We start from the raw sequence: 17,214 nt of genomic DNA on the forward strand, positions 1-17,214 counted from the left end.
GGTCAGGCGTGAGGGTGAGACTCGTGGCCGTCGGGGAGCGGTCCCCCGTAGTCCTCGGGGACGTACGCACAGAGCGGGTCGCTCGCCAGCGGATCGCCGGTCGTTGCGTAGGCCCGCGACCGACTCCCGCCGCAGACTCCGCGGAACTCGCAGGCGCCACACTTTCCGCCGAGGGCGTCCGGGTCGCGGAGGTCGGTAAACAGCTCGGCGTTCCGGTAACAGTCCACCAGATCCGTCTCGCGGACGTTGCCGGCGGAGACGGGGAGGAAGCCGGAGGGGAACACGTCGCCGACGTGGCTGACGAAGGCGAAGCCGTCGCCGGCCGTCACCCCGACCCGCCGGCCGATACTGTCGGGCGCCGTCGCCGCCGACTCGCCCTCGTCGCGTCGGTGCTGGAGTGCGACCCGCCGGTAGTGGGGGGCCTCGGTGGTCTTGATCCCGAAGTCGGCCGCTTCCTCGACGTCGACCAGCCACTCCATCACCCGCTCGGCACGGGCTGGACCGACGCTGTCGAGGACCGTCCCGCGACCGATGGGGACGAGAAAGAAGACCGACCACAGGACGGCATCAAGATCAGCGACGAGTTCGCGGATCGCCGGAAGTTCCTCGACGGTTTCCGCGCAGACGGTCGTGTTGATCTGAAGCGGGAGGCCAGCGTCGCGGGCCGCCTCCGCCGCCCGGATGGTCGACTCGAAGCTCCCGGGTTCACCGCGGAACTCGTCGTGAGCCGCGCGGGTGCCGCCGTCGACGCTCACGGCGAGGCGTCGGGCGCCGGCGTCCGCGATGTCCCCGACCCGGTCCGGCGTCAGCGACGCCGTGCCACTCGGGGTGAGCGTCATCAGAAGCCCTCGGTCGGCGCCGTATTCGATCAGTTCGACCGTGTCGTCGCGAGCCAGCGGATCGCCGCCCGAGAGCACGACCAACTGGTTCTCGCCGAAGCGCCGCGCCGCATCGAGGAGTGCTTTCCCCTCCGTGGTCGTGAGTTCGTCCGGGTGGCGCTCCGGCTGGGCGTCCGCCCGGCAGTGCTTGCAGGTGAGGTCACACGCCCGCGTGAGTTCCCACACGAGGACGAACGGCCGCTCGTCGGTGTCGATGGCGCTGGGGTGCATGTTAGACGTGAACGCGGGTGACGTGCCCGCCACAGCCACACTGATCGACGTACTCGATGCGTGCGTCGTCGAAGGCCGCCCGTAGCTCCGCGTAGAGGTACGTTTCGGGGTGCCCGTGGTCACCGTGGGTCACCAAGTTGACGTGGTTGCCCGACGCCGTGTGTACCACCGCGTCGATGGCCTGTTCGACCACGAGTTCGCGGTCGGCGGCGTGCTCCGGCCCTTCGAGGTTCGCCGACCACGACGTCTCGTGAACTGCGTCCGTGATTGGCTCGGCGTCGTCGTGTGTTGTCTCCATGTCCGAACGTTGCCGACCCAGCCCCCAAAGCGGTTGCCCGAACACGTTCGGGGCCGCGTCAGGCGAACAGTGATTCGAGGTGGTCGAACTGCGCGTCGAGTTCGCGGCGCCGTTGTCGCTTGATGACCGTCGCATCGAGGAGGTCACCGACGAGTGCCACGTCGAGTGCGAAGTCGGTTTCCGCCACGACCCGGACCCCCGCCTCGCCGGCGTCCTCGATTCGGTAGACGGTGCGCATCGACTCGAAGATACCCTCTACCTGCTCGTAGGCCAGGACTGCCTCGGGGTCCTCGATACGTTCGAGGCTCAATTCGAGTTGAGCGATGCCCACCCGGTTGACGAGATGTATCTCGTCGCCGTCGACGGTCACCTCGTCGAACCCGGCCGCGAGCATGAACGGTTCGACGTCGGTGATCGCCTCACTGACCGCCGACGCCGACCCTGCTATCGTCCGCGAGACGCTGACTGTCGCCATGGTCGTACTCCTCTTGGCAGCGTCAAGAACCCCGGACACAGTGACGTATGGGCCGAACGTGTTCGGGGCAAACCCCTCGCGGAGGGCCGTCCAACGACGAAGTATGCCAGGCGTCGAATCACTGCTGGCCGAGACGGAGGCCCCGTCGACCGGTGACCACCAGATTCTCGACGTGCGCGACCTGCCGCCGCCGGAACCCCTGAAGCAGACCCTCGAGACTCTCACCGACCTCGGCGGCGACGGGATGCTAGTGCAGGTGAACGACCGAGTCCCACAGCACCTCTTCCCGCGACTCGACGACCGGGGGTTCGCCTACGACACCGTCGAGGACGGGGATCGCGCCGTGACGGCAATCTGGCCGGAGTGACGGCCGCTGTACCCGTGGATTTTTACCGGCTGACCCCCTCCCCTCGGGTGATGAAGGAATCCCTGATGGAGATCCTCTGTGATCCGCTCGATAAGAGCGAACTGGAACTCGAGGTGGAGGAGCGCGACGGCGAGGAGATCATCGAGGGCCGCCTGATCGGGACCGTCACGGGCGAGGAGTATCCGATCGAGGATGGCATCCCGAACCTCCTGCCGCCGGATATGCGCGACGACTGAGGCGGTCGGTCACCACGCCGCTCCGTGATGTCGCGGGCGCTACCGTTCGAGCGAACTCCTTATCCGAACGCCCCGAGACTCGACTGCAGTCGGCGGTCGGTGCCGCCGTGTGTCACCTCGTAGCCGACCAGGTCCCGCAGATCTACCGCGTAGGTGCTTCCACCGTGATCCACCACGAGTAGGCGGCCCTTGGTCCCGCGAATCCGTCCCGTCGCTATCGTCTCCGCGACTGGGCGCTCGGCGAGGTCGAGACCGTAGTCGAACTCGACGGTGGCTCGCGGATCGAACCCCGCGAGCAGGTCCGCCCACGCCGCCTCGTCGACCGTCCGGCCCAGCCCCGCCCGCTTTGTCGGGACTCGCACCCGGTCCGGAATCTCGTCGGCCAGCCCTGCCTCGATTTCGCGGGCGATCCGGCCGTTCTCGACCGTCCGGAGGTGAGCGCCGCGGTCGGCCCCCTGTTCGCGGAGGCGGGTCTCCAGGCGCCACTCCTTCGTGACCCCAATCTTGAACGTATCCGGCGCGAACGCCGCCAAGTAGACTGCGTGGTCGTCGAAACAGTCCATCTCGTCTTTGAGACAGGTGCCCGTACACCGAGCACAGACCCACGTCGACGTGTGAGCCGTACAGTAGGGGGCGTCCGGGTCGTCACAGGATCGGTGGCCGTCGTCGGTGACGATGCCGGCACAGTGGCGGTCGCCGAGTCGATAGTCGAGGTCGGCCCCCGGATCGAGAGGGACGTACTCGACGGGGACGGCCGTGGACTCGGGCGGCCCGGATCTGTCCGCGGCGCCGTCGACCGCGCCATCGCAGTCGCTCACCAGGAGGCCGCCCTCGGTGGCGTCGTAGCCCACGATCTGCACAGATCCCATTCGATCCGGGCGAGTAAAGGCGTGTCTCTCCGACGGCGTCGGGTCCAAGCGTTCTCACGTCGATCCACGTTCCGAAAGCCGTTACCTCCTCGGTGCCCTCGCGTCGGATATGCAGGATGCCCCCGAGGTGGTCGTGTTGCGACTGGGCCACCGGCCCGGCCGGGACGACCGCATGACGACACACGTAGCCCTGACGGCGCGGGCGCTCGGCGCCGACCGGGCGGTCCTCGTCGGCGACACCTCGCAGGCGCGGGAGACGGTCACCGACATCACCGACCGCTTCGGCGGTCCGTTCGACGTGACGGTGACCGACGCCTACCGACCGATCCTCCAAGAGTGGGAGGGGACGGTCGTCCACCTCACGATGTACGGTGAACCGGTCGAGGCGGTGACGCCGACGATCCGTGACCGCCATCGGAGTGACCCGCTCCTGATCGTCGTTGGCGCCGGAAAAGTCGACTTCGAGGTGTACGACCGCGCCGACTGGAACGTCGGCGTGACGAACCAGCCCCACTCGGAGGTGGCGGCGCTGGCGGTGTTTCTCGACCGCCTGTTCGAGGGGGCAGAGTTCGACCGTGAGTGGGTCGACGCCGACCGGCGGGTGGTCCCGAAGGCGACGGGCAAGCGCGTCGAAGAGGTCGACGACTAGAACCGCTCGGCGTCGGGGGTGACCTCATGGCCGGCGAGGACACCGGTGCCTTCGAGCAGGTAGTACGCCGCCGTGTGGACGACGAAGGCGGCGACGAGGCCGTTGAGCGCCGCACCGCCGGGACCGGGAAGCACCTGCGGGGCGGCCACGCCGGGGGCGACTTGGCCCGCGGTGAGGGCGGCGACGACGATGCCGACGAGGTAGGCGAAGACTCCGATCCAGCGAACCCCAGCGAACTCGACGTCGTCCATGTGGGGGATACGCAACCGCCAGCAGAGGAGGAAGTCGGCGATGATGACGCCACCGAGAGGCGGGACGTACTGACCGAGCGTCGACAGCCACGGAATAAGCAGGCTCTCGGCGCCGGCCAGCGCTAGCAGGATACCGACCGTTCCGCCGGCGAGGACGAACGGGCGCTTGCGGTCGAACTCGAAGGCTTCGCTGCCGGCGACGCCGAAGGCGTATGCGGCGTTGTCGTTCGTCGTCCAGATGTTGAGCACGAGCGCGACCAGCCCGATGGCCGCGAGTCCCTGTGCGGCGAGCACCTCGTAGAGGTCGCCGGCGGGGGTCACGTTGTAGACGGCACCCCCGACGGCGCCCGAGAGAAAGAGAAAGCCGTTACCCACGAGAAAGGCGACGAGGCCGGCCCAGAAGCCGACGCGGGTAGAGGAGGCAAACCGCGCCCAGTTCGGCGCCTGCGTCCCGCCGCTGATGAACGTCCCGACGACGATGGTGACGGCGGCGGCAAAGCCCATCCCGCCGCTCCCGCCGGCAAACAGGCCGTCGATCCCGCCGGCGTCACCCACGGCGATGTACACCGAGAGCAGGCCGACGACGACCAAGATGGGGACGGCGACCATGGAGAGCTTCTCCATCCCCTCGTAGCCGACGTAGGCCGTCGCGAGGTGGAGGACACCCCAGATGACGATGAGCGCCAGGGTGAACGTCGGCGAGTCGAGGCCGAAGAAGGTGGCCGTCGGGATGGCGACCATGGGGATGGTGACGCCAAACCAGCCGACCTGTGTGCCCCCGAGAAGGAGGTCAGCGAACTTCGCTCCCCACCGACCGAAGCTGTATCGGGCGAGGAGAACGGTCGTCAGCCCGGCCTTGGCGGCGATGCCACACAGCGCCGCGACGTAGACGCCGAGGATGGCGTAGCCGACGGCCGTCGCGGTGAGCATCGGACCAAAGCCCATCGCCGCGCCCACCTCGGCGCCCGACCAGAGGGTGCCAGCGAAAAAGACAAACCCCAGCAACACCGCCGAGATGCTTACCAGCCCTTTGCGTTCGTCCCGTGGAACGTGATCGATGGGATAATCTGGATCGGGGAGGTCTTCGTCCCCGAACACGAAGGTTCGCCAAGCGGATGTTTCGTCTTCGGCTGCCATCACTCGTCATCGTACGAGTATTGATGATAAAGTTTGCCAATCGGGCACCAACTGTCGGTCAGTAATGCCACGGCACGTCGCCGAAGTCCGGGTCTCGCCCGTCGAGGAAGGCGTCCCGCCCTTCGCTTGCCTCGTCGGTCATGTACGCCAGGCGGGTCGCCTCGCCGGCGAACACCTGCTGCCCGACCATCCCGTCGTCGGCGAGGTTGAAGGCGTATTTTAGCATCCGCATCGCGGTCGGACTCTTGTCCGTCATCGTCTCGGCCCAGTCGAGGGCAACGTCCTCAAGGGTCTCGTGGGGAACCGCCTCGTTCACCATCCCCATCTGCGCGGCCTCGGCGGCGTCGTAGGTCTTCCCGAGGAAAAACACCTCGCGTGCCTTCTTCTGTCCGATCTGTCGGGCGAGGTAGGCGGAGCCGAACCCGCCGTCGAAGGAGGCCACGTCGGGGTCGGTCTGGAGGAACTTCGCGTGCTCCTCGCTCGCGAGGGTGAGGTCACAGACGACGTGCAGGGAGTGCCCACCGCCGACGGCCCACCCGGGGACAACGGCGACGACCGGCTTGGGCATGAACCGAATCAGGCGCTGAACTTCGAGGATGTGGAGACGACCGACGGTCGGCGTGTCGGTGTCGAGCGCGGCGTCACCGGTGTCGGCGTCGGTGCCCTCGGCCGCGTCGGCCGTGTCGTCCTCGCGGTACTCGTAGCCCGACTCCCCGCGGATGGCCTGGTCGCCGCCGGCGGAGAACGCCCACCCGCCGTCTTTCGGCGACGGGCCGTTGCCCGTCAACAGCACCGCGCCCACGTCGGCCTGCTGACGGGCGTGATCCAGCGCCGCGTACAGTTCGTCGACGGTTCCTGGGCGGAAGGCATTGCGAACCTCGGGGCGGTCGATTGCGATCCGTACCGCGGGGACGTCGTCCGCGCGGTGGTAGGTCACGTCGTCGAACTCGCCGGTGACGGCCGTCCACCGGTCGGCGTCGAAGAGATCGGACACCATACACCGAGGGCGGGGCGGCGCGCGCAAAAAGATTCACTTCACCGGGTGTCGAGCCACCGCGCGACCGGTCCCAGGGGACTGGTGAGCCACGCGACGGCGACGACAACCATCGAGACGAGGACGCCGAGCAAGAACGACGCCGCGATGACAACCGAGTACGCGAGCACGAGTAGGACGACGGCACCGGTCGCCAGGCGCCGCGCGTGGGTCATGTCGCCGAGCGGGGTTCCGGGCGACGCCCGGTCGATCACCCACGCGAGCAGGTAGACGACGGCGGCGAGAAGCACTCCGAGGAGCGTGTTGCCGGCGATTACCGTCGCGTAGCCGACGACGAGAAGGGCGAGACCGAGGGCCGATACCTGCCAGGTGCGGCTCGTGGAGGGCATCGGTCGGTGTCACCGGTCGCGGACTGATAAATCCCCGTCCGCACACTCACGCCCGGCGCCGATTACGCCCCGTCCACAAGGGCCTCGACGGTTGCCTCGACCAGGCGCTCCCGCGTTCGCTGGCTGGCCTCGGCGTCGGTGCGCACCTCGATCACATCCGCACCGTCGCGCCCGACGGCGTCGGCGTAGGCGTCGCGGAACGCCTCGCGGCCGTCGACGGCGACGTGTGTCAGATCGTAGAGGTCGGCCGTCGGCTCGAAGCTGCGACCGTGTGGCGTCTTGAACGACTCGGTGAAGGGGGGATCGAAGGACTCGATGGGGAGGCGATGGAAGATGCCGCCGCCGTCGTTGTTGATGAGGACCACCGTCGCGTCGACGCCACACCGGAGCGCCGACAGCAGTCCGTTGCCGTCGTGGTAGTACGCCAGGTCGCCGACGACGAGCGTACAGTGGTCGGTCGTGGCGCTGCCGGCACCGAGGCCGGTCGAGACGACGCCGTCGATGCCGGAGGCACCGCGGTTGCCGAGGACGGTGTAGTTCGCCGCGGTTGGCGGGGCGTATCGGTCGGCGTCACGAACCGGGTTCGAGTTCGACACCACCAGCGTCGACGGCTCGGGTGCGAGGTCGGCCACGTCCGCGAGGACGGCGCCTTCGAAGTAGCCGCCGGCGCCGTCGTCGGTAACGTCACCGACCGTCTCGCGGTAGACCCGTTCGGCCTCGGCCCAGCGCTCGCGCCACGCCGGAGCGTCCGGGCCGCCGACGAGTTCCGCCAGTCGGGCCGCGAGCCGCGAGGGATCGGCGACGACCAGATCCGTCGCCCGGAACGCCGCCTCGCGCCAGCCGCTCGCGGGGTCGACGACGAACTGCCGGGCGTCGGTCCGCGCGAGGTACTGTCGGAGGCGCTTCGAGGTAGGCGAGGCGCCGACCCGGACGACCACCTCGGGGTCGGGCCAGTCGTCGGTCACGCGTGTGTCGAGATAGCCGTCGTAGCCGCCGACGGTCGTCGTCACGCGCGTGTGTCCGCCGAAGCGAAGCCCCGAGAGCGGATCGGCGACAACGGGAAAGCCCGTCGCGTGTGCAAGCGCCGTGATCGCCTCGGGGTCGACCCCCGGTGGATCGGTCGGCCCGGCGACGATCAGCCCTCGCTCGACCGACAAGGCTTCGACGAGCGGTCGAACGTCGGCGCGGTCGAGTCGCGGCACCCCCGCCGTCGTTCGCACGAACGGTTGCTCGCCGTCACGGCCGACGGCCGCGAGGGGGTCGAGGTCCGCGGGCACGTCTCCGGTGACGGGCGTCGGCTCCAGGGGTTTGCGAAACCGGCAGTTCAGGTGGACCGGCCCCGCAGGCGTCCCCGTCGCCGCAGCGAGCGCGCGGGCGGCGGTCGTCCGCAACGAACGGAGCTTCCGCTCCTCAGCCTCGGGTTCGGGCAAGTCGGCGTACCACCGAACGGCGTCGCCGTACAGCTTCTCCTGATCGACGGTCTGGTTGGCGCCGCTGTCGTGGAGTTCCGGCGGGCGGTCGGCGGTGAGTAAGAGCAGCGGGACGCGCCCGCGGTCGGCCTCGATCACGGCGGGGTGATAGTTGGCCGCGGCGGTACCGGAGGTACAGATCAGGGGCGTCACCTCGCCGGTGCGACGGGCCCGTCCCAGCGCGAAGAAGGCCGCCGACCGCTCGTCGAGGACCGAATACACCGTCAGCTCGTCGTGTTCGGTGGCGGCGGTGACCAGCGGCGTCGAACGGCTCCCCGGCGACGCGACGACGTGCTCGACGCCGCCGCGAACGAGTTCGTCGACGAGCGCCCGCCCCCAGAGGACGTTTCGGTTCGGCGCGCTCATCGCTCCAACTCGTCGAGGATCGGGCGGTATTTGAGCTGTACTTCGTCCCACTCACGGTCGGGATCGGAGTCAGCGACGACGCCGACCCCGGCAAAGAGCGTGGTCGACGTGTCTCGAGCGAGAGCAGAGCGGATCGCGACGGCGAAGGTGCCGTTGCCGGCGGCGTCGACCCAGCCGACCGGGGCGGCGTACCACCCGCGGTCGAACGGCTCCGTCTCGCGGATGGTCGCCAGCGCCCGCTCTGGCGGGAGGCCGCCGACGGCGGGCGTCGGGTGGAGCGCCTCCACCAACTCGAGGACGTGCGTGTCTCGATCCAGCGTCGCGGTGATGGGGGTAAAGAGGTGTTGGACCGTCTCTAGGCGGCGGACGCGACGCTCGCCGGCGCTGATCGAGGACGCGAAGGGGGCGAGCTGTTCGCGGATGGTCTCCCCGACGAGTTCGTGTTCGTGGACGTTTTTCTCGTCGTCGAGCAGTTCTTCGGCCAGCCAGTCGTCCTCGGCGGGCGTGTCGCCGCGGCCGGTCGTCCCGGCCAGCGCCCCCGTGGCGACGGTGCGGCCGTGTCGACTCACCAGTCGCTCGGGGGTCGCACCGAAGAAACTCGGGCGGTCGGCGCCGGCCGTCGGTTCGACGAGGAAACGATAGCAGTCGGAATAGGTCGATCCGAGGCGTGCGAGGACGTCGGGCACCGAGAGCGGCCGGTCGAGGGTCACGTCGAGCGCCTGTGCGAGGACGACCTTCTGGAGGTCGCCGGCGCGGATCCGCTCGACGGCGGCCGCGACGGAGTCACGCCACGCGGTCCGCGGGGTGGTGCGCGTCCGCGAGACGATCTCGGGCGGCGGCCCCGGGTCGGAGTCGTCGAGGCCCGCCAGCCGTTCGCGTTCGTCGTCGAGGCGGTCCTCGACGGCCGCGACTGTCGCGTCGGGGCCGACGGCGTTGACCGTCAGCCACGTTCCGCGGTCGGTTTCGGTCACCTGCACGCGCGGGAGAACGAACCGCGCGCCAGGGAAGTCGGCCCAGACCGAGCCGTCGCCGCCGTCGTCGTGGAAGGCGAAGCCGCCGAACAGTCGGGGGCAGGCGGCCTCGGTGCCGGCGTGGACGTCGCCGGAGCGCAACAGCCGGTCGATACCCTCGCGGACGGCGGTAAATCGGTCTCGTCCGTCGGCGGTGATTGCGGCGGCGACGCCGCCGGCGACCACCGTCGCCTCGTCGGGTCCCGTCCAGAACGTCCGCGGCGCCGGCAGCGCGTCGAGGGCGACACGGAGCGAGGGGACCGACGCCCGGATCGATCGACTGACGAGACGCGTTCCCGTCTCGTCGCTTCGCGGGACACCCATTATAAACCTGTGAGGCCGCCGCACTCTTTTACCTAACTATCCGTAGCGTTCCTCGCGCCAAGGGTTCGCCGTCACGGAGTAGCCCCGCTTCTCCCAGAAGCCGCGTTCCGGTTCGGTGAGGAACTCGACCCCGGTGACCCACTTGGCGCCCTTGTAGGCGTAGCGATGGGGTGTGACCACGCGGACGGGGCCGCCGTGTTCCCGCGGGAGGGGGTCGTCGTCGAACGCGAACGCGAGGAGCGTCTCGGGGCGCAGACACGCATCGAGGGGGAGGTCGGTCGTGTACCCGTCCGCGGCGTGAAAGAGGACGTGTTCCGCGTCGTCGTCGACGTCGGCGTGGTCGGCAAGCGTCTGGAAAGGCACGCCGGTGAACTCACAATCGAACCGGCTCCACCCGGTCACGCAGTGGAAGTCCTGTCGCTGTGTCTCGACGTCCAGCGACGTGAACGCCTCCCAGTCGACGGTTCGTGGCTCCGATACGGCACCGCTCAGTGTGAGCGACCACTCCTCGCGGGTGACCCTGGGTTCGTTCCCCTTCGAGAGGACGGGAAACCCCTCGGTTCGGTGTTGTCCCGGCGGGAGGCGCTCGTCGCCGAACTCGCGGTAGAGCCCGGTGACGTCTTCGACCATACCGTCTGTGGCGCCCGAAGCCACCTATGCGTGTCGATAGGGTATAGGATTCGAGAATTACAGTTTGCCCTATCCGAGAATATCCTTGGCTGGTGAAACCTTCAGTTTTTGAAAGCCGGGCTTTCCCCCACAGAATTTAAATACGCCCCTTCCAAAGCGTCGAACGTCCAAATGCCGAACGTGGAAATAACGGTCCCGGAACACCTGGAGATGCAGATCGCCCAGTTGATCGAGCAAGGGGAGTTCGTCAACCGGGAGGAAGCCATCCAGGAACTGCTCTCGACGGGGATCCGGGCGTACAAGACGAGCGGTCCGATAGAAGAGGAAGAGCCCGGCTTCGAGGACGAGGGCATGATGGGTCACGAAGACGAGTACGTGTTCTAATCGCTGCGGTCCCTCTCTTGGGAGCGGCGCAGTAATCCTTAACCGGCTTTCGTCCGTACGCGACAGCATGCACAAGGAGGAACTCCTCGAACTCCACGAGCAGATGGTGACGATCATGAACTACTTTCGGAGTCAAGAGACCGTCGACAGCGAACTCTTCGACCCTTACGAGTCACTGAGCGTCGACCCCTCGCACGTCCACAAGTCGAAAAGCGAGCACAAACACGCGGTGTTCGTTCTCGGCAACGCCCTGGCGACGGCGATGAGCGAAGACGAGTTTTCGGACGCCGGCCGGGTCGGCAAGCGGATGGCCGAACTTGCCGAGGACGCCGAAAGCAAGCTGTAACGCCCGATTCGCTCCGTTGGTGGCTCCCCGCCGAGCGACGGCCACGTCGCCGCCCGTCGGATTCATTACGACCGGGGCGTGAACAGGGGACATGCTTGACGCGCCCGACGCGGCGACTCTCTTTCGATTGGCGGTCGGTCTCTCTCTGCTAATCGCTGTCGCCGCCGTCGTCGCGCTTGACCGGCCGCGCGGTCGGTGGGGAGCACACCTGCGCTCACGGTTCGTCCTTGGCGTTCCTTGGGGAACACTTGTCTCAGTTGGTGTCGTCCTCACGGTGTACCTGTTCGTCCAGGGTGGGTGGAGCGACTGGTACAACCCGGTCACCATCCCCTTTCGGGCGTGGTCGTACTTCTACCCGCTGGGGATACTGGCTGCCGGGTTCTCTCACTCCGGCGCGGGTCACCTCGTCGGCAACCTCGTCGGGACGCTCGTGTTGGCACCGGTCGCGGAGTACGCCTGGAGTCACTTCCCCCACGAACGGGGCACGCAGACGTTCACCGCGGCGTGGACCAACCCCTACGTGCGGGCGTTCGTGGTGTTCCCGGCCGCCGTCGTCGCCGTCGGCCTGTTCACCGCCGCCTTCTCGCTCGGTCCGATCATCGGCTTCTCGGGGGTGGTCTTTGCCTTTGCGGGGTTCGCACTGGTGCGGTACCCGATCACGACGGTCGTCGCGCTGAGCGCCGGCAACGCGGTCCGGACGCTCTATCGGGCGCTCCAGACCCCCACGCTGTCGGCGAGCGCCGGGCCATCATACTCCTCGCCGTGGTGGGCCGACATCGCCATCCAAGGGCACGCGGTCGGACTCCTCGCGGGCGTCCTCCTCGGGGTGTGGTTCCTCCGGTCCAGCGACGCGGAGCGACCGTCGGCGGCCCGCGTCGCCGTCGGCGTCGTGCTCTTCGGGGTCGCCCAGTCGATGTGGGCGGTCTACTGGTACCGCGGCGGCGAGACTTACGTCCTCTATCGTGCGGCCGGCCTCGCGCTGGTGGTCCTCCTGGCGGCGCTCGTCGCGGGAACGGTCGCGGCGTCGGCCCGGCCGCTCCTGTCGGCACCGGAGAGTCCGGACGCCCTGCAGGCGATTCCGCGGTGGCAGGTCGGCGGGGTCGCCCTGTTGCTCTGTACCGCCGCCATCGCCGGACCAGCGGTTCCAATCAACCTGATGACGGCCCAGTCCGGCGACCTGCCCGGGGAGAGCGATCCGATCACGGTTCGTGGGTACGAGGTAACCTACGCGGAGGACGTACCGAACGGAATGGTGTCGGTGATCGATGTGGAGGCGTTCGGGGAGACGACACAGGTCAACACCTCGGGGGTGATCGTCAGAAACCGCGACCGCGGTATCTGGATGACCGCGGTCTCAAAGGGGCGACTCGACTTCACCGGGTCGACGCAGGTCCGCGTCGGCGGCGTCGGGTGGCGGGACTCCGTCCGCGTCCGTCGAACCGGGTGGAACGCCATCGGCGGCGGGACGGTCTACCGGGTCGGTCTCGCATACGGGGACCGAAACGTAACCGCCTACACCTCGCCGCCGGCGCGGGCCGACCCCGTAATCGCCGGCCGGAACGTCACCCTCGAAGCGGCGCCGGAGGGCTTCCGCCTCAACGTCTCGGTGGGAAACCGGTCGTCGGTCGCGCCAATGCCCGCCACCAACCAGACGATATCGGTCGGTGGCTTGGAGTTCCTCAACGTCGAAGGACGGGTCTACGCCCTCAACGGTGGGACGCGGGTTCGGGTCGCGAGACAGGAAACCTACGAGTGAGCCGTCGGCCTCAGGACCACTCGATCCGGAACACTTCCGTATCGATCTCGTGACGGTCGGCCGCGTGGTGGTCGAACTGTCGGTCGAGGGAGAACTGCGCCGCGAAGGCGTGGGTCACCTCGCCGCCGTTGTCGGCCGCGAACGCCTCGACGAACTCCCGGCTGCCGGCGTTGTGGACCGAATAGGAGACGTCGGCAATCTCGGCGGCCGTCGCCAGAAACGCCCGGTCGGCGTGTTCGTTGCCCGACTGCGCGCCGAACGGCGGGTTCATCACGACTGTCGTCGGCCCGTCCGGATCGACTGGGGCGCTGGTGGCGTCGCCCTGTACCCAGTGAATCTCCGTTCGGGTGCCGACCCGCCGCCTGTTTTCGCGGGCGACTTCCAGCGCGTCGCGGTCGAGTTCGACCCCGACCGCTCGCTCGGGGCCGCGCAGCGCCGCTCCGAGCGTGAACATCCCCGTCCCCGCGCCGAGGTCGACGACCGTCCGGCCCTGGATGTCGTCGTTGAGGTCGGCCACGTGAACCACGTGTGCGGCCAGTTCCGGCGGTGTCGGATACTGTTCGAGGGCGGCCTGCGGGTTCTCGAAGCCGGCGACGACGGCCAACTGCCCGGCGAGTCCAGCCTTGGTCGCCATCATCGACCCACCGCCCCACGGGCCCAGGCCGTCCGTTTGTCCGTCGTCTGCCTCCGGGACCGTGTGGGTGTCATACTCGTCATAACATATTTTCTGGTTATACTAAAGTCTTTGCGAATACACAGTGGTAATCACGTCGGGCGGGACACACGGCTGTGGCTCGTCCGGCGCTCACACGCTCTCCACCGCATTCTCTCAGGCCGCACACGACCAGACGCCACGGCCGTCTGTGCGGGCGGCCCGTTCGAGTGTGGCGTATCGGTCCCGCTCCCGGAACGAACTGTCGTAGAGTCTCGCGTGGCCGCGTTCGAGCAACGCAGCGTTGAACGACTCGCCGTCGACGCGGACGTACGCGAGCAGTCGGTCGTAGCCGCCGCGCCGGCCGGCCGCCGCGTCGAAGCGCAGGGTGACCGAACGGTCGGCGAGTCGCTCGACGGCGAAGGTCGTCGCCGCCTCGCCGTGGCGGCGGAGACAGCGACGACCCGTCTCGGTGTCGGGCACCCCCTCGAACTCCGCGGGGTCGTTCTCGACGTGGACCTCCGGCGTGTCGACCCCGAGCAGTCGTACCGTGTCGGTCCGCCCGTCCGGAAACCGCACGTCGAGTGTGTCGCCGTCGACCACGTCGGTTACGCGGACGGTCGTTTCGCTCGCGGGCGTCGCCGTCGTCGTCTCACCGGCGTCTGACGGGGCAGGTCCGACCCCGAGACAGCCGGCGCTCACGAGACAGAGTACGACGACGAGCGCACGACTCCGGTTCACGGCTGCTCGTCGGGCCGGGCGGGCAAAAGTGCCCCGTCGATCACATCTCGGCGAGCGTATCGATGCCGAGCAGCCCCAAGCCGTTCTCGAACACCTGTGCAGTCGCGTCGGTCAGGACGAGACGCTCCGCTGCCGCGTCCTCGGCGTCGAGCACGCGGTTCTTGTGATAGAAGGAGTTGAACACGTGTGCCAGCTCCAGCAGGTAGCGGGCGAGAGGTGCGGCGTCGTATCGCTCCTCGCACCGCCCGAGCACGAGCGGGTAGCGGCCGAGGTGATGGAGCAGGTTGTGGTCGGTGTCGTTGAACGCCGCCGGATCGACGCCCTCGACGTCGGGGACCGTCTCCGCCGCATCGAGAATGCTGTACGCGCGGGTGGTGGCGTACTGGACGTACGGGCCGGTGTCGCCCTCCAGCGAGACCGCCTCGTCGATATCGAAGGTGATGTCCTTGCCGCGGTTCGAGGCGACCATCCCGTATTTGACCGTCGCGAGCGCAATCTTGCGGGCGATGGTGTCGATCCCCTCCTCGGCAACGTCGCGACCCTTCTCCGCGACAATGTCGCGGGCGCGCTCCCGGGCCGCGTCGAGCACCTCGCGGACGGTGACGATCTGACCGCCGCGGGTCGACATACTCCCCTCGGGGAGGCTGATCATCCCGTAGTCGATATGTTCGAGGTGGACGTCGTCGTACCCCATCTTCCGGGCGGCGACGAACAGTTGCTGGAAGTAGCGGTTCTGCTCGCTGGCGACGACGTAGACCGACTGGTCGGCGCCGAGTTCGCTCACCCGGTACTCGATGGTTGCCAGGTCGCGGGTGCCGTAGACCGTCGAGCCGTCGGACTTGACGATGTAGAAGGCGTCGAAGTCGGCGTCCGCGACGCTTCCGGCCTCGTCGAGCAGCTCACGCGCCCGGTCCAGCGACGCGTCGACGGCCGCGGTCGACGGGTCGCCCGCCTCGCCGTACTCGTCGGCGTAGATCGGAATAAACACCGAGTCGTCCGGGCCGCGCATCGCCACGTCCTCGTCGAGGGCCTTCTCGACGACCCGGTCGTTCCACCCCTCACGGGCGTAGAAACTCTCACCCAGCCAGAGGTCGAAGTCGACGCCGAGTTCGGCGTAGACGCGCTTGAAGCGCTCGATGCTCGCCTCTCGGAACCGCTCCCAGCGCTCGACCGCCTGCTCGTCACCGCGTTCGAGGCGTGCGAACCACTCCTTGCCGTCGTCGACGTGGAACGCTCGCTCCTCGGCGACCGCCTCACCGAACGCGTCGGTCACGGCGTCGAACTCCTCGACGTCCTCCAGCATCGAGTCCCGCTGTTCGAACTGCTGGTAGAGTTCCAGGAGGTGGGCGATAGGGTCGTCCTCGAAGGCGGTCTCGTCGCCGAATTCGACGTACTCGTGGAGAAGGTTGCCGAACTGTGTCCCCCAGTCTCCGAGGTGGTTGTCACGGGTCACGTCGTGGCCCCGCGCCTCCAAGACGTTCATCAACGCGTCGCTGAGGATCGTGTTCCGCAGGTGACCCACGTGGAGCGGTTTGGCGATGTTCGGCGAGGAGACGTCGGCGACGATCCGGTCGGGGTCGTCCCGATCTCGCGTCCCGTAGGCCGCCCCTTCCGCGTCGATTGTCGACAGCGTTCGCAGAGCCATCTGGTCTACGTCGAGGTGGTAGTTGATGTGACCGTTCTCGACGGAGACCGAGGCGATTCCGTCGGGCAACCCGGCCTCGCGGTGCCGGTCGGCAATCTCCTCGGCGACCGCCATCGGGTTCGCCCCCGCGTCGGCCGCGATAGCAAAGGAAACCGCGGACGAGAACTCCCCTTTCTCCTCGTCGTCGAAGTCCTCCAACTCGACGGTCGAGGGCTCGACGTCGCGGTCGTAGCCTGCATCGCCGACCGCGACGCGTATCCCCTCGAATAGCTCGCGCTTGATGGCTCCAAGCATTCTTCGGAAATCCTCGCCCCTACTGCGGGATAAATCTCACTACATCGCCACCATCGAGGGTCCGTACGGACCGCTGTCCCCGTTTCCCGCCGAGTGTGTCTTCGGCGGTCTGCAACCGCTAGAACCGATGACCGCCGATCCGCCCTGGGTCCTGCACAGCGCCGCTCGCTCTCAGTCCCGCGTCGACACGCGGTGTGCCCGCGGGACGAACACGAGGAAGGCGATCAGTCCCAGTGTCCAGGTCACGAACACGACCGACTCGCCGCCGTACCGCTGGGCCAACACCAGCGGACTCACGCTCGTTCCGAACAGTCCCACCGCGTACCCCAGCCTATCCGCTCGGCGCTCGAACTCGAGCGGCGTCGCGCCAAGGGACAGGTCGAACGTGACGTAGAAATACGCCGCGCCGGCGTATATCGTCGCCGTCGCGAACGCCACGTACGGGCCGGTTCCGACCCCGGCGAACAGCCCGAGGGCGACGGCCGCTCCCACGCCGAGTGCCGCCGTGGCCGCCCGCCGTGGTGACACCGGACCGTCGGTGTCGCCGGTCACGCGATTACCCGGACGCCGCGCGTTCGGCGAGCAACTCGCGAGCGCGCTCTAGGTGTCGCGCCCGGGCGTCGTGAGTCGTCTCGGCGATGGTTCGTAGCTTGTATCGGACCCGACAGCGATAGCCGGCGTCTAGGCCCTCGCCGCGCCGGGCACGCTCCCAAAACGTCGCGGCGAGTTCGTCGAGTCGCCGTTCCTCGCCGGTGTCCGGTGGCTCCTCGATGGCGTCGAGTAACCGCCGGTTTACCTCCTCTAGCGTCCGCATATCGCCCAC

Annotated in this window: 21 protein-coding genes; 6 read left to right on the forward strand and 15 right to left on the reverse strand. The window is 68.2% G+C overall.

Features of this window, described 5'->3' with window-relative positions; all coding sequences use genetic code 11:
* Window positions 1-2: 2 nt before the first annotated feature.
* From NO878_RS03195 to NO878_RS03205, 3 genes are read right to left on the reverse strand one after another with little or no spacing between them, the layout of a single operon-like run.
* Entirely contained in the window at window positions 3-1,109 is a 1,107-nt protein-coding gene (locus NO878_RS03195) for a TIGR04053 family radical SAM/SPASM domain-containing protein (protein WP_256404514.1), read from the reverse strand.
* Window position 1,110: 1 nt separating this feature from the next.
* A complete protein-coding gene (locus NO878_RS03200; RefSeq protein WP_256404515.1) occupies window positions 1,111-1,407 on the reverse strand; it encodes a CGCGG family putative rSAM-modified RiPP protein in 297 nt (98 codons plus the stop codon).
* Between the two features lie 58 nt (window positions 1,408-1,465).
* Complete coding sequence (locus tag NO878_RS03205; RefSeq protein WP_256404516.1) at window positions 1,466-1,882, reverse strand: SRPBCC family protein; 417 nt, start codon at window positions 1,880-1,882, stop codon at window positions 1,466-1,468.
* A 103-nt stretch (window positions 1,883-1,985) separates the two neighbouring features.
* Between NO878_RS03205 and NO878_RS03210 the strand changes: the two genes are divergently transcribed.
* Window positions 1,986-2,249 carry a DUF2249 domain-containing protein gene (locus NO878_RS03210; RefSeq protein ID WP_256404517.1) on the forward strand — a complete coding sequence of 88 codons (264 nt, stop codon included), beginning with the start codon at window positions 1,986-1,988 and terminating at the stop codon, window positions 2,247-2,249.
* 50 nt (window positions 2,250-2,299) lie between these two features.
* The gene (locus NO878_RS03215; protein ID WP_256404518.1) at window positions 2,300-2,485 is read left to right on the forward strand and encodes a methytransferase partner Trm112; all 186 of its coding nucleotides are present in this window, start codon (window positions 2,300-2,302) and stop codon (window positions 2,483-2,485) included.
* Between the two features lie 59 nt (window positions 2,486-2,544).
* On the opposite strand, the gene NO878_RS03220 is transcribed toward NO878_RS03215, so the two are convergent.
* Window positions 2,545-3,345: a DUF2797 domain-containing protein gene (locus tag NO878_RS03220; protein ID WP_256404519.1), complete on the reverse strand. Its 801-nt coding sequence runs from the start codon at window positions 3,343-3,345 to the stop codon at window positions 2,545-2,547.
* A gap of 118 nt (window positions 3,346-3,463) precedes the next feature.
* Between NO878_RS03220 and NO878_RS03225 the strand changes: the two genes are divergently transcribed.
* The gene (locus NO878_RS03225) at window positions 3,464-4,003 is read left to right on the forward strand and encodes a tRNA (cytidine(56)-2'-O)-methyltransferase (RefSeq protein ID WP_256404520.1); all 540 of its coding nucleotides are present in this window, start codon (window positions 3,464-3,466) and stop codon (window positions 4,001-4,003) included.
* Here the strand turns inward: NO878_RS03225 and codB are convergent.
* From codB to NO878_RS03255, 6 genes are all read right to left on the reverse strand, one after another.
* Window positions 4,000-5,391, reverse strand: coding sequence for a cytosine permease (codB, locus tag NO878_RS03230; protein ID WP_256404521.1), 1,392 nt, complete (start codon window positions 5,389-5,391; stop codon window positions 4,000-4,002). The two genes, NO878_RS03225 and codB, sit on opposite strands and share 4 nt — an antisense overlap.
* 58 nt (window positions 5,392-5,449) lie before the next feature.
* Window positions 5,450-6,388: a 1,4-dihydroxy-2-naphthoyl-CoA synthase gene (locus NO878_RS03235; RefSeq protein ID WP_256404522.1), complete on the reverse strand. Its 939-nt coding sequence runs from the start codon at window positions 6,386-6,388 to the stop codon at window positions 5,450-5,452.
* Window positions 6,389-6,426: 38 nt separating this feature from the next.
* Complete coding sequence (locus tag NO878_RS03240) at window positions 6,427-6,774, reverse strand: hypothetical protein (protein WP_256404523.1); 348 nt, start codon at window positions 6,772-6,774, stop codon at window positions 6,427-6,429.
* A 62-nt stretch (window positions 6,775-6,836) separates the two neighbouring features.
* Window positions 6,837-8,609: a 2-succinyl-5-enolpyruvyl-6-hydroxy-3-cyclohexene-1-carboxylic-acid synthase gene (menD, locus tag NO878_RS03245; RefSeq protein ID WP_256404524.1), complete on the reverse strand. Its 1,773-nt coding sequence runs from the start codon at window positions 8,607-8,609 to the stop codon at window positions 6,837-6,839.
* Window positions 8,606-9,943: an isochorismate synthase gene (locus tag NO878_RS03250; protein WP_256404525.1), complete on the reverse strand. Its 1,338-nt coding sequence runs from the start codon at window positions 9,941-9,943 to the stop codon at window positions 8,606-8,608. The genes menD and NO878_RS03250 overlap by 4 nt, the downstream gene beginning before the upstream one ends.
* A gap of 36 nt (window positions 9,944-9,979) precedes the next feature.
* Window positions 9,980-10,573: a molybdopterin-dependent oxidoreductase gene (locus NO878_RS03255; protein WP_256404526.1), complete on the reverse strand. Its 594-nt coding sequence runs from the start codon at window positions 10,571-10,573 to the stop codon at window positions 9,980-9,982.
* A gap of 171 nt (window positions 10,574-10,744) precedes the next feature.
* On the opposite strand from NO878_RS03255, the gene NO878_RS03260 reads away from it, so the two are divergent.
* The 3 genes from NO878_RS03260 (at window position 10,745) to NO878_RS03270 (ending at window position 13,059) form a co-directional block, all read left to right on the forward strand.
* A complete protein-coding gene (locus NO878_RS03260; RefSeq protein ID WP_256404527.1) occupies window positions 10,745-10,957 on the forward strand; it encodes a ribbon-helix-helix domain-containing protein in 213 nt (70 codons plus the stop codon).
* 67 nt (window positions 10,958-11,024) lie between these two features.
* Window positions 11,025-11,303 carry a UPF0058 family protein gene (locus tag NO878_RS03265; RefSeq protein WP_256404528.1) on the forward strand — a complete coding sequence of 93 codons (279 nt, stop codon included), beginning with the start codon at window positions 11,025-11,027 and terminating at the stop codon, window positions 11,301-11,303.
* Between the two features lie 91 nt (window positions 11,304-11,394).
* Window positions 11,395-13,059 (forward strand): rhomboid family intramembrane serine protease, encoded by a 1,665-nt coding sequence (locus NO878_RS03270; protein WP_256404529.1) that lies wholly within the window; start codon window positions 11,395-11,397, stop codon window positions 13,057-13,059.
* Between the two features lie 10 nt (window positions 13,060-13,069).
* On the opposite strand, the gene NO878_RS03275 is transcribed toward NO878_RS03270, so the two are convergent.
* The 5 genes from NO878_RS03275 to NO878_RS03295 all read right to left on the reverse strand — a co-directional run bounded on the left by NO878_RS03275 (window position 13,070) and on the right by NO878_RS03295 (window position 17,205).
* Window positions 13,070-13,693 (reverse strand): METTL5 family protein, encoded by a 624-nt coding sequence (locus NO878_RS03275; protein WP_256404530.1) that lies wholly within the window; start codon window positions 13,691-13,693, stop codon window positions 13,070-13,072.
* 195 nt (window positions 13,694-13,888) lie between these two features.
* On the reverse strand, window positions 13,889-14,452 hold the full coding sequence (locus NO878_RS17150; RefSeq protein WP_256404531.1) for a thermonuclease family protein: 564 nt from the start codon (window positions 14,450-14,452) through the stop codon (window positions 13,889-13,891).
* A 40-nt stretch (window positions 14,453-14,492) separates the two neighbouring features.
* A complete protein-coding gene (locus NO878_RS03285) occupies window positions 14,493-16,391 on the reverse strand; it encodes an arginine--tRNA ligase (RefSeq protein WP_256404532.1) in 1,899 nt (632 codons plus the stop codon).
* A gap of 171 nt (window positions 16,392-16,562) precedes the next feature.
* Window positions 16,563-16,943 carry a hypothetical protein gene (locus NO878_RS03290; protein WP_256404533.1) on the reverse strand — a complete coding sequence of 127 codons (381 nt, stop codon included), beginning with the start codon at window positions 16,941-16,943 and terminating at the stop codon, window positions 16,563-16,565.
* A gap of 4 nt (window positions 16,944-16,947) precedes the next feature.
* Window positions 16,948-17,205 (reverse strand): DUF7553 family protein, encoded by a 258-nt coding sequence (locus NO878_RS03295; RefSeq protein WP_256404534.1) that lies wholly within the window; start codon window positions 17,203-17,205, stop codon window positions 16,948-16,950.
* Between the last annotated feature and the right edge of the window lie 9 nt (window positions 17,206-17,214).

Source organism: Haloplanus ruber, assembly GCF_024494725.1.
Classification (GTDB): domain Archaea; phylum Halobacteriota; class Halobacteria; order Halobacteriales; family Haloferacaceae; genus Haloplanus; species Haloplanus ruber.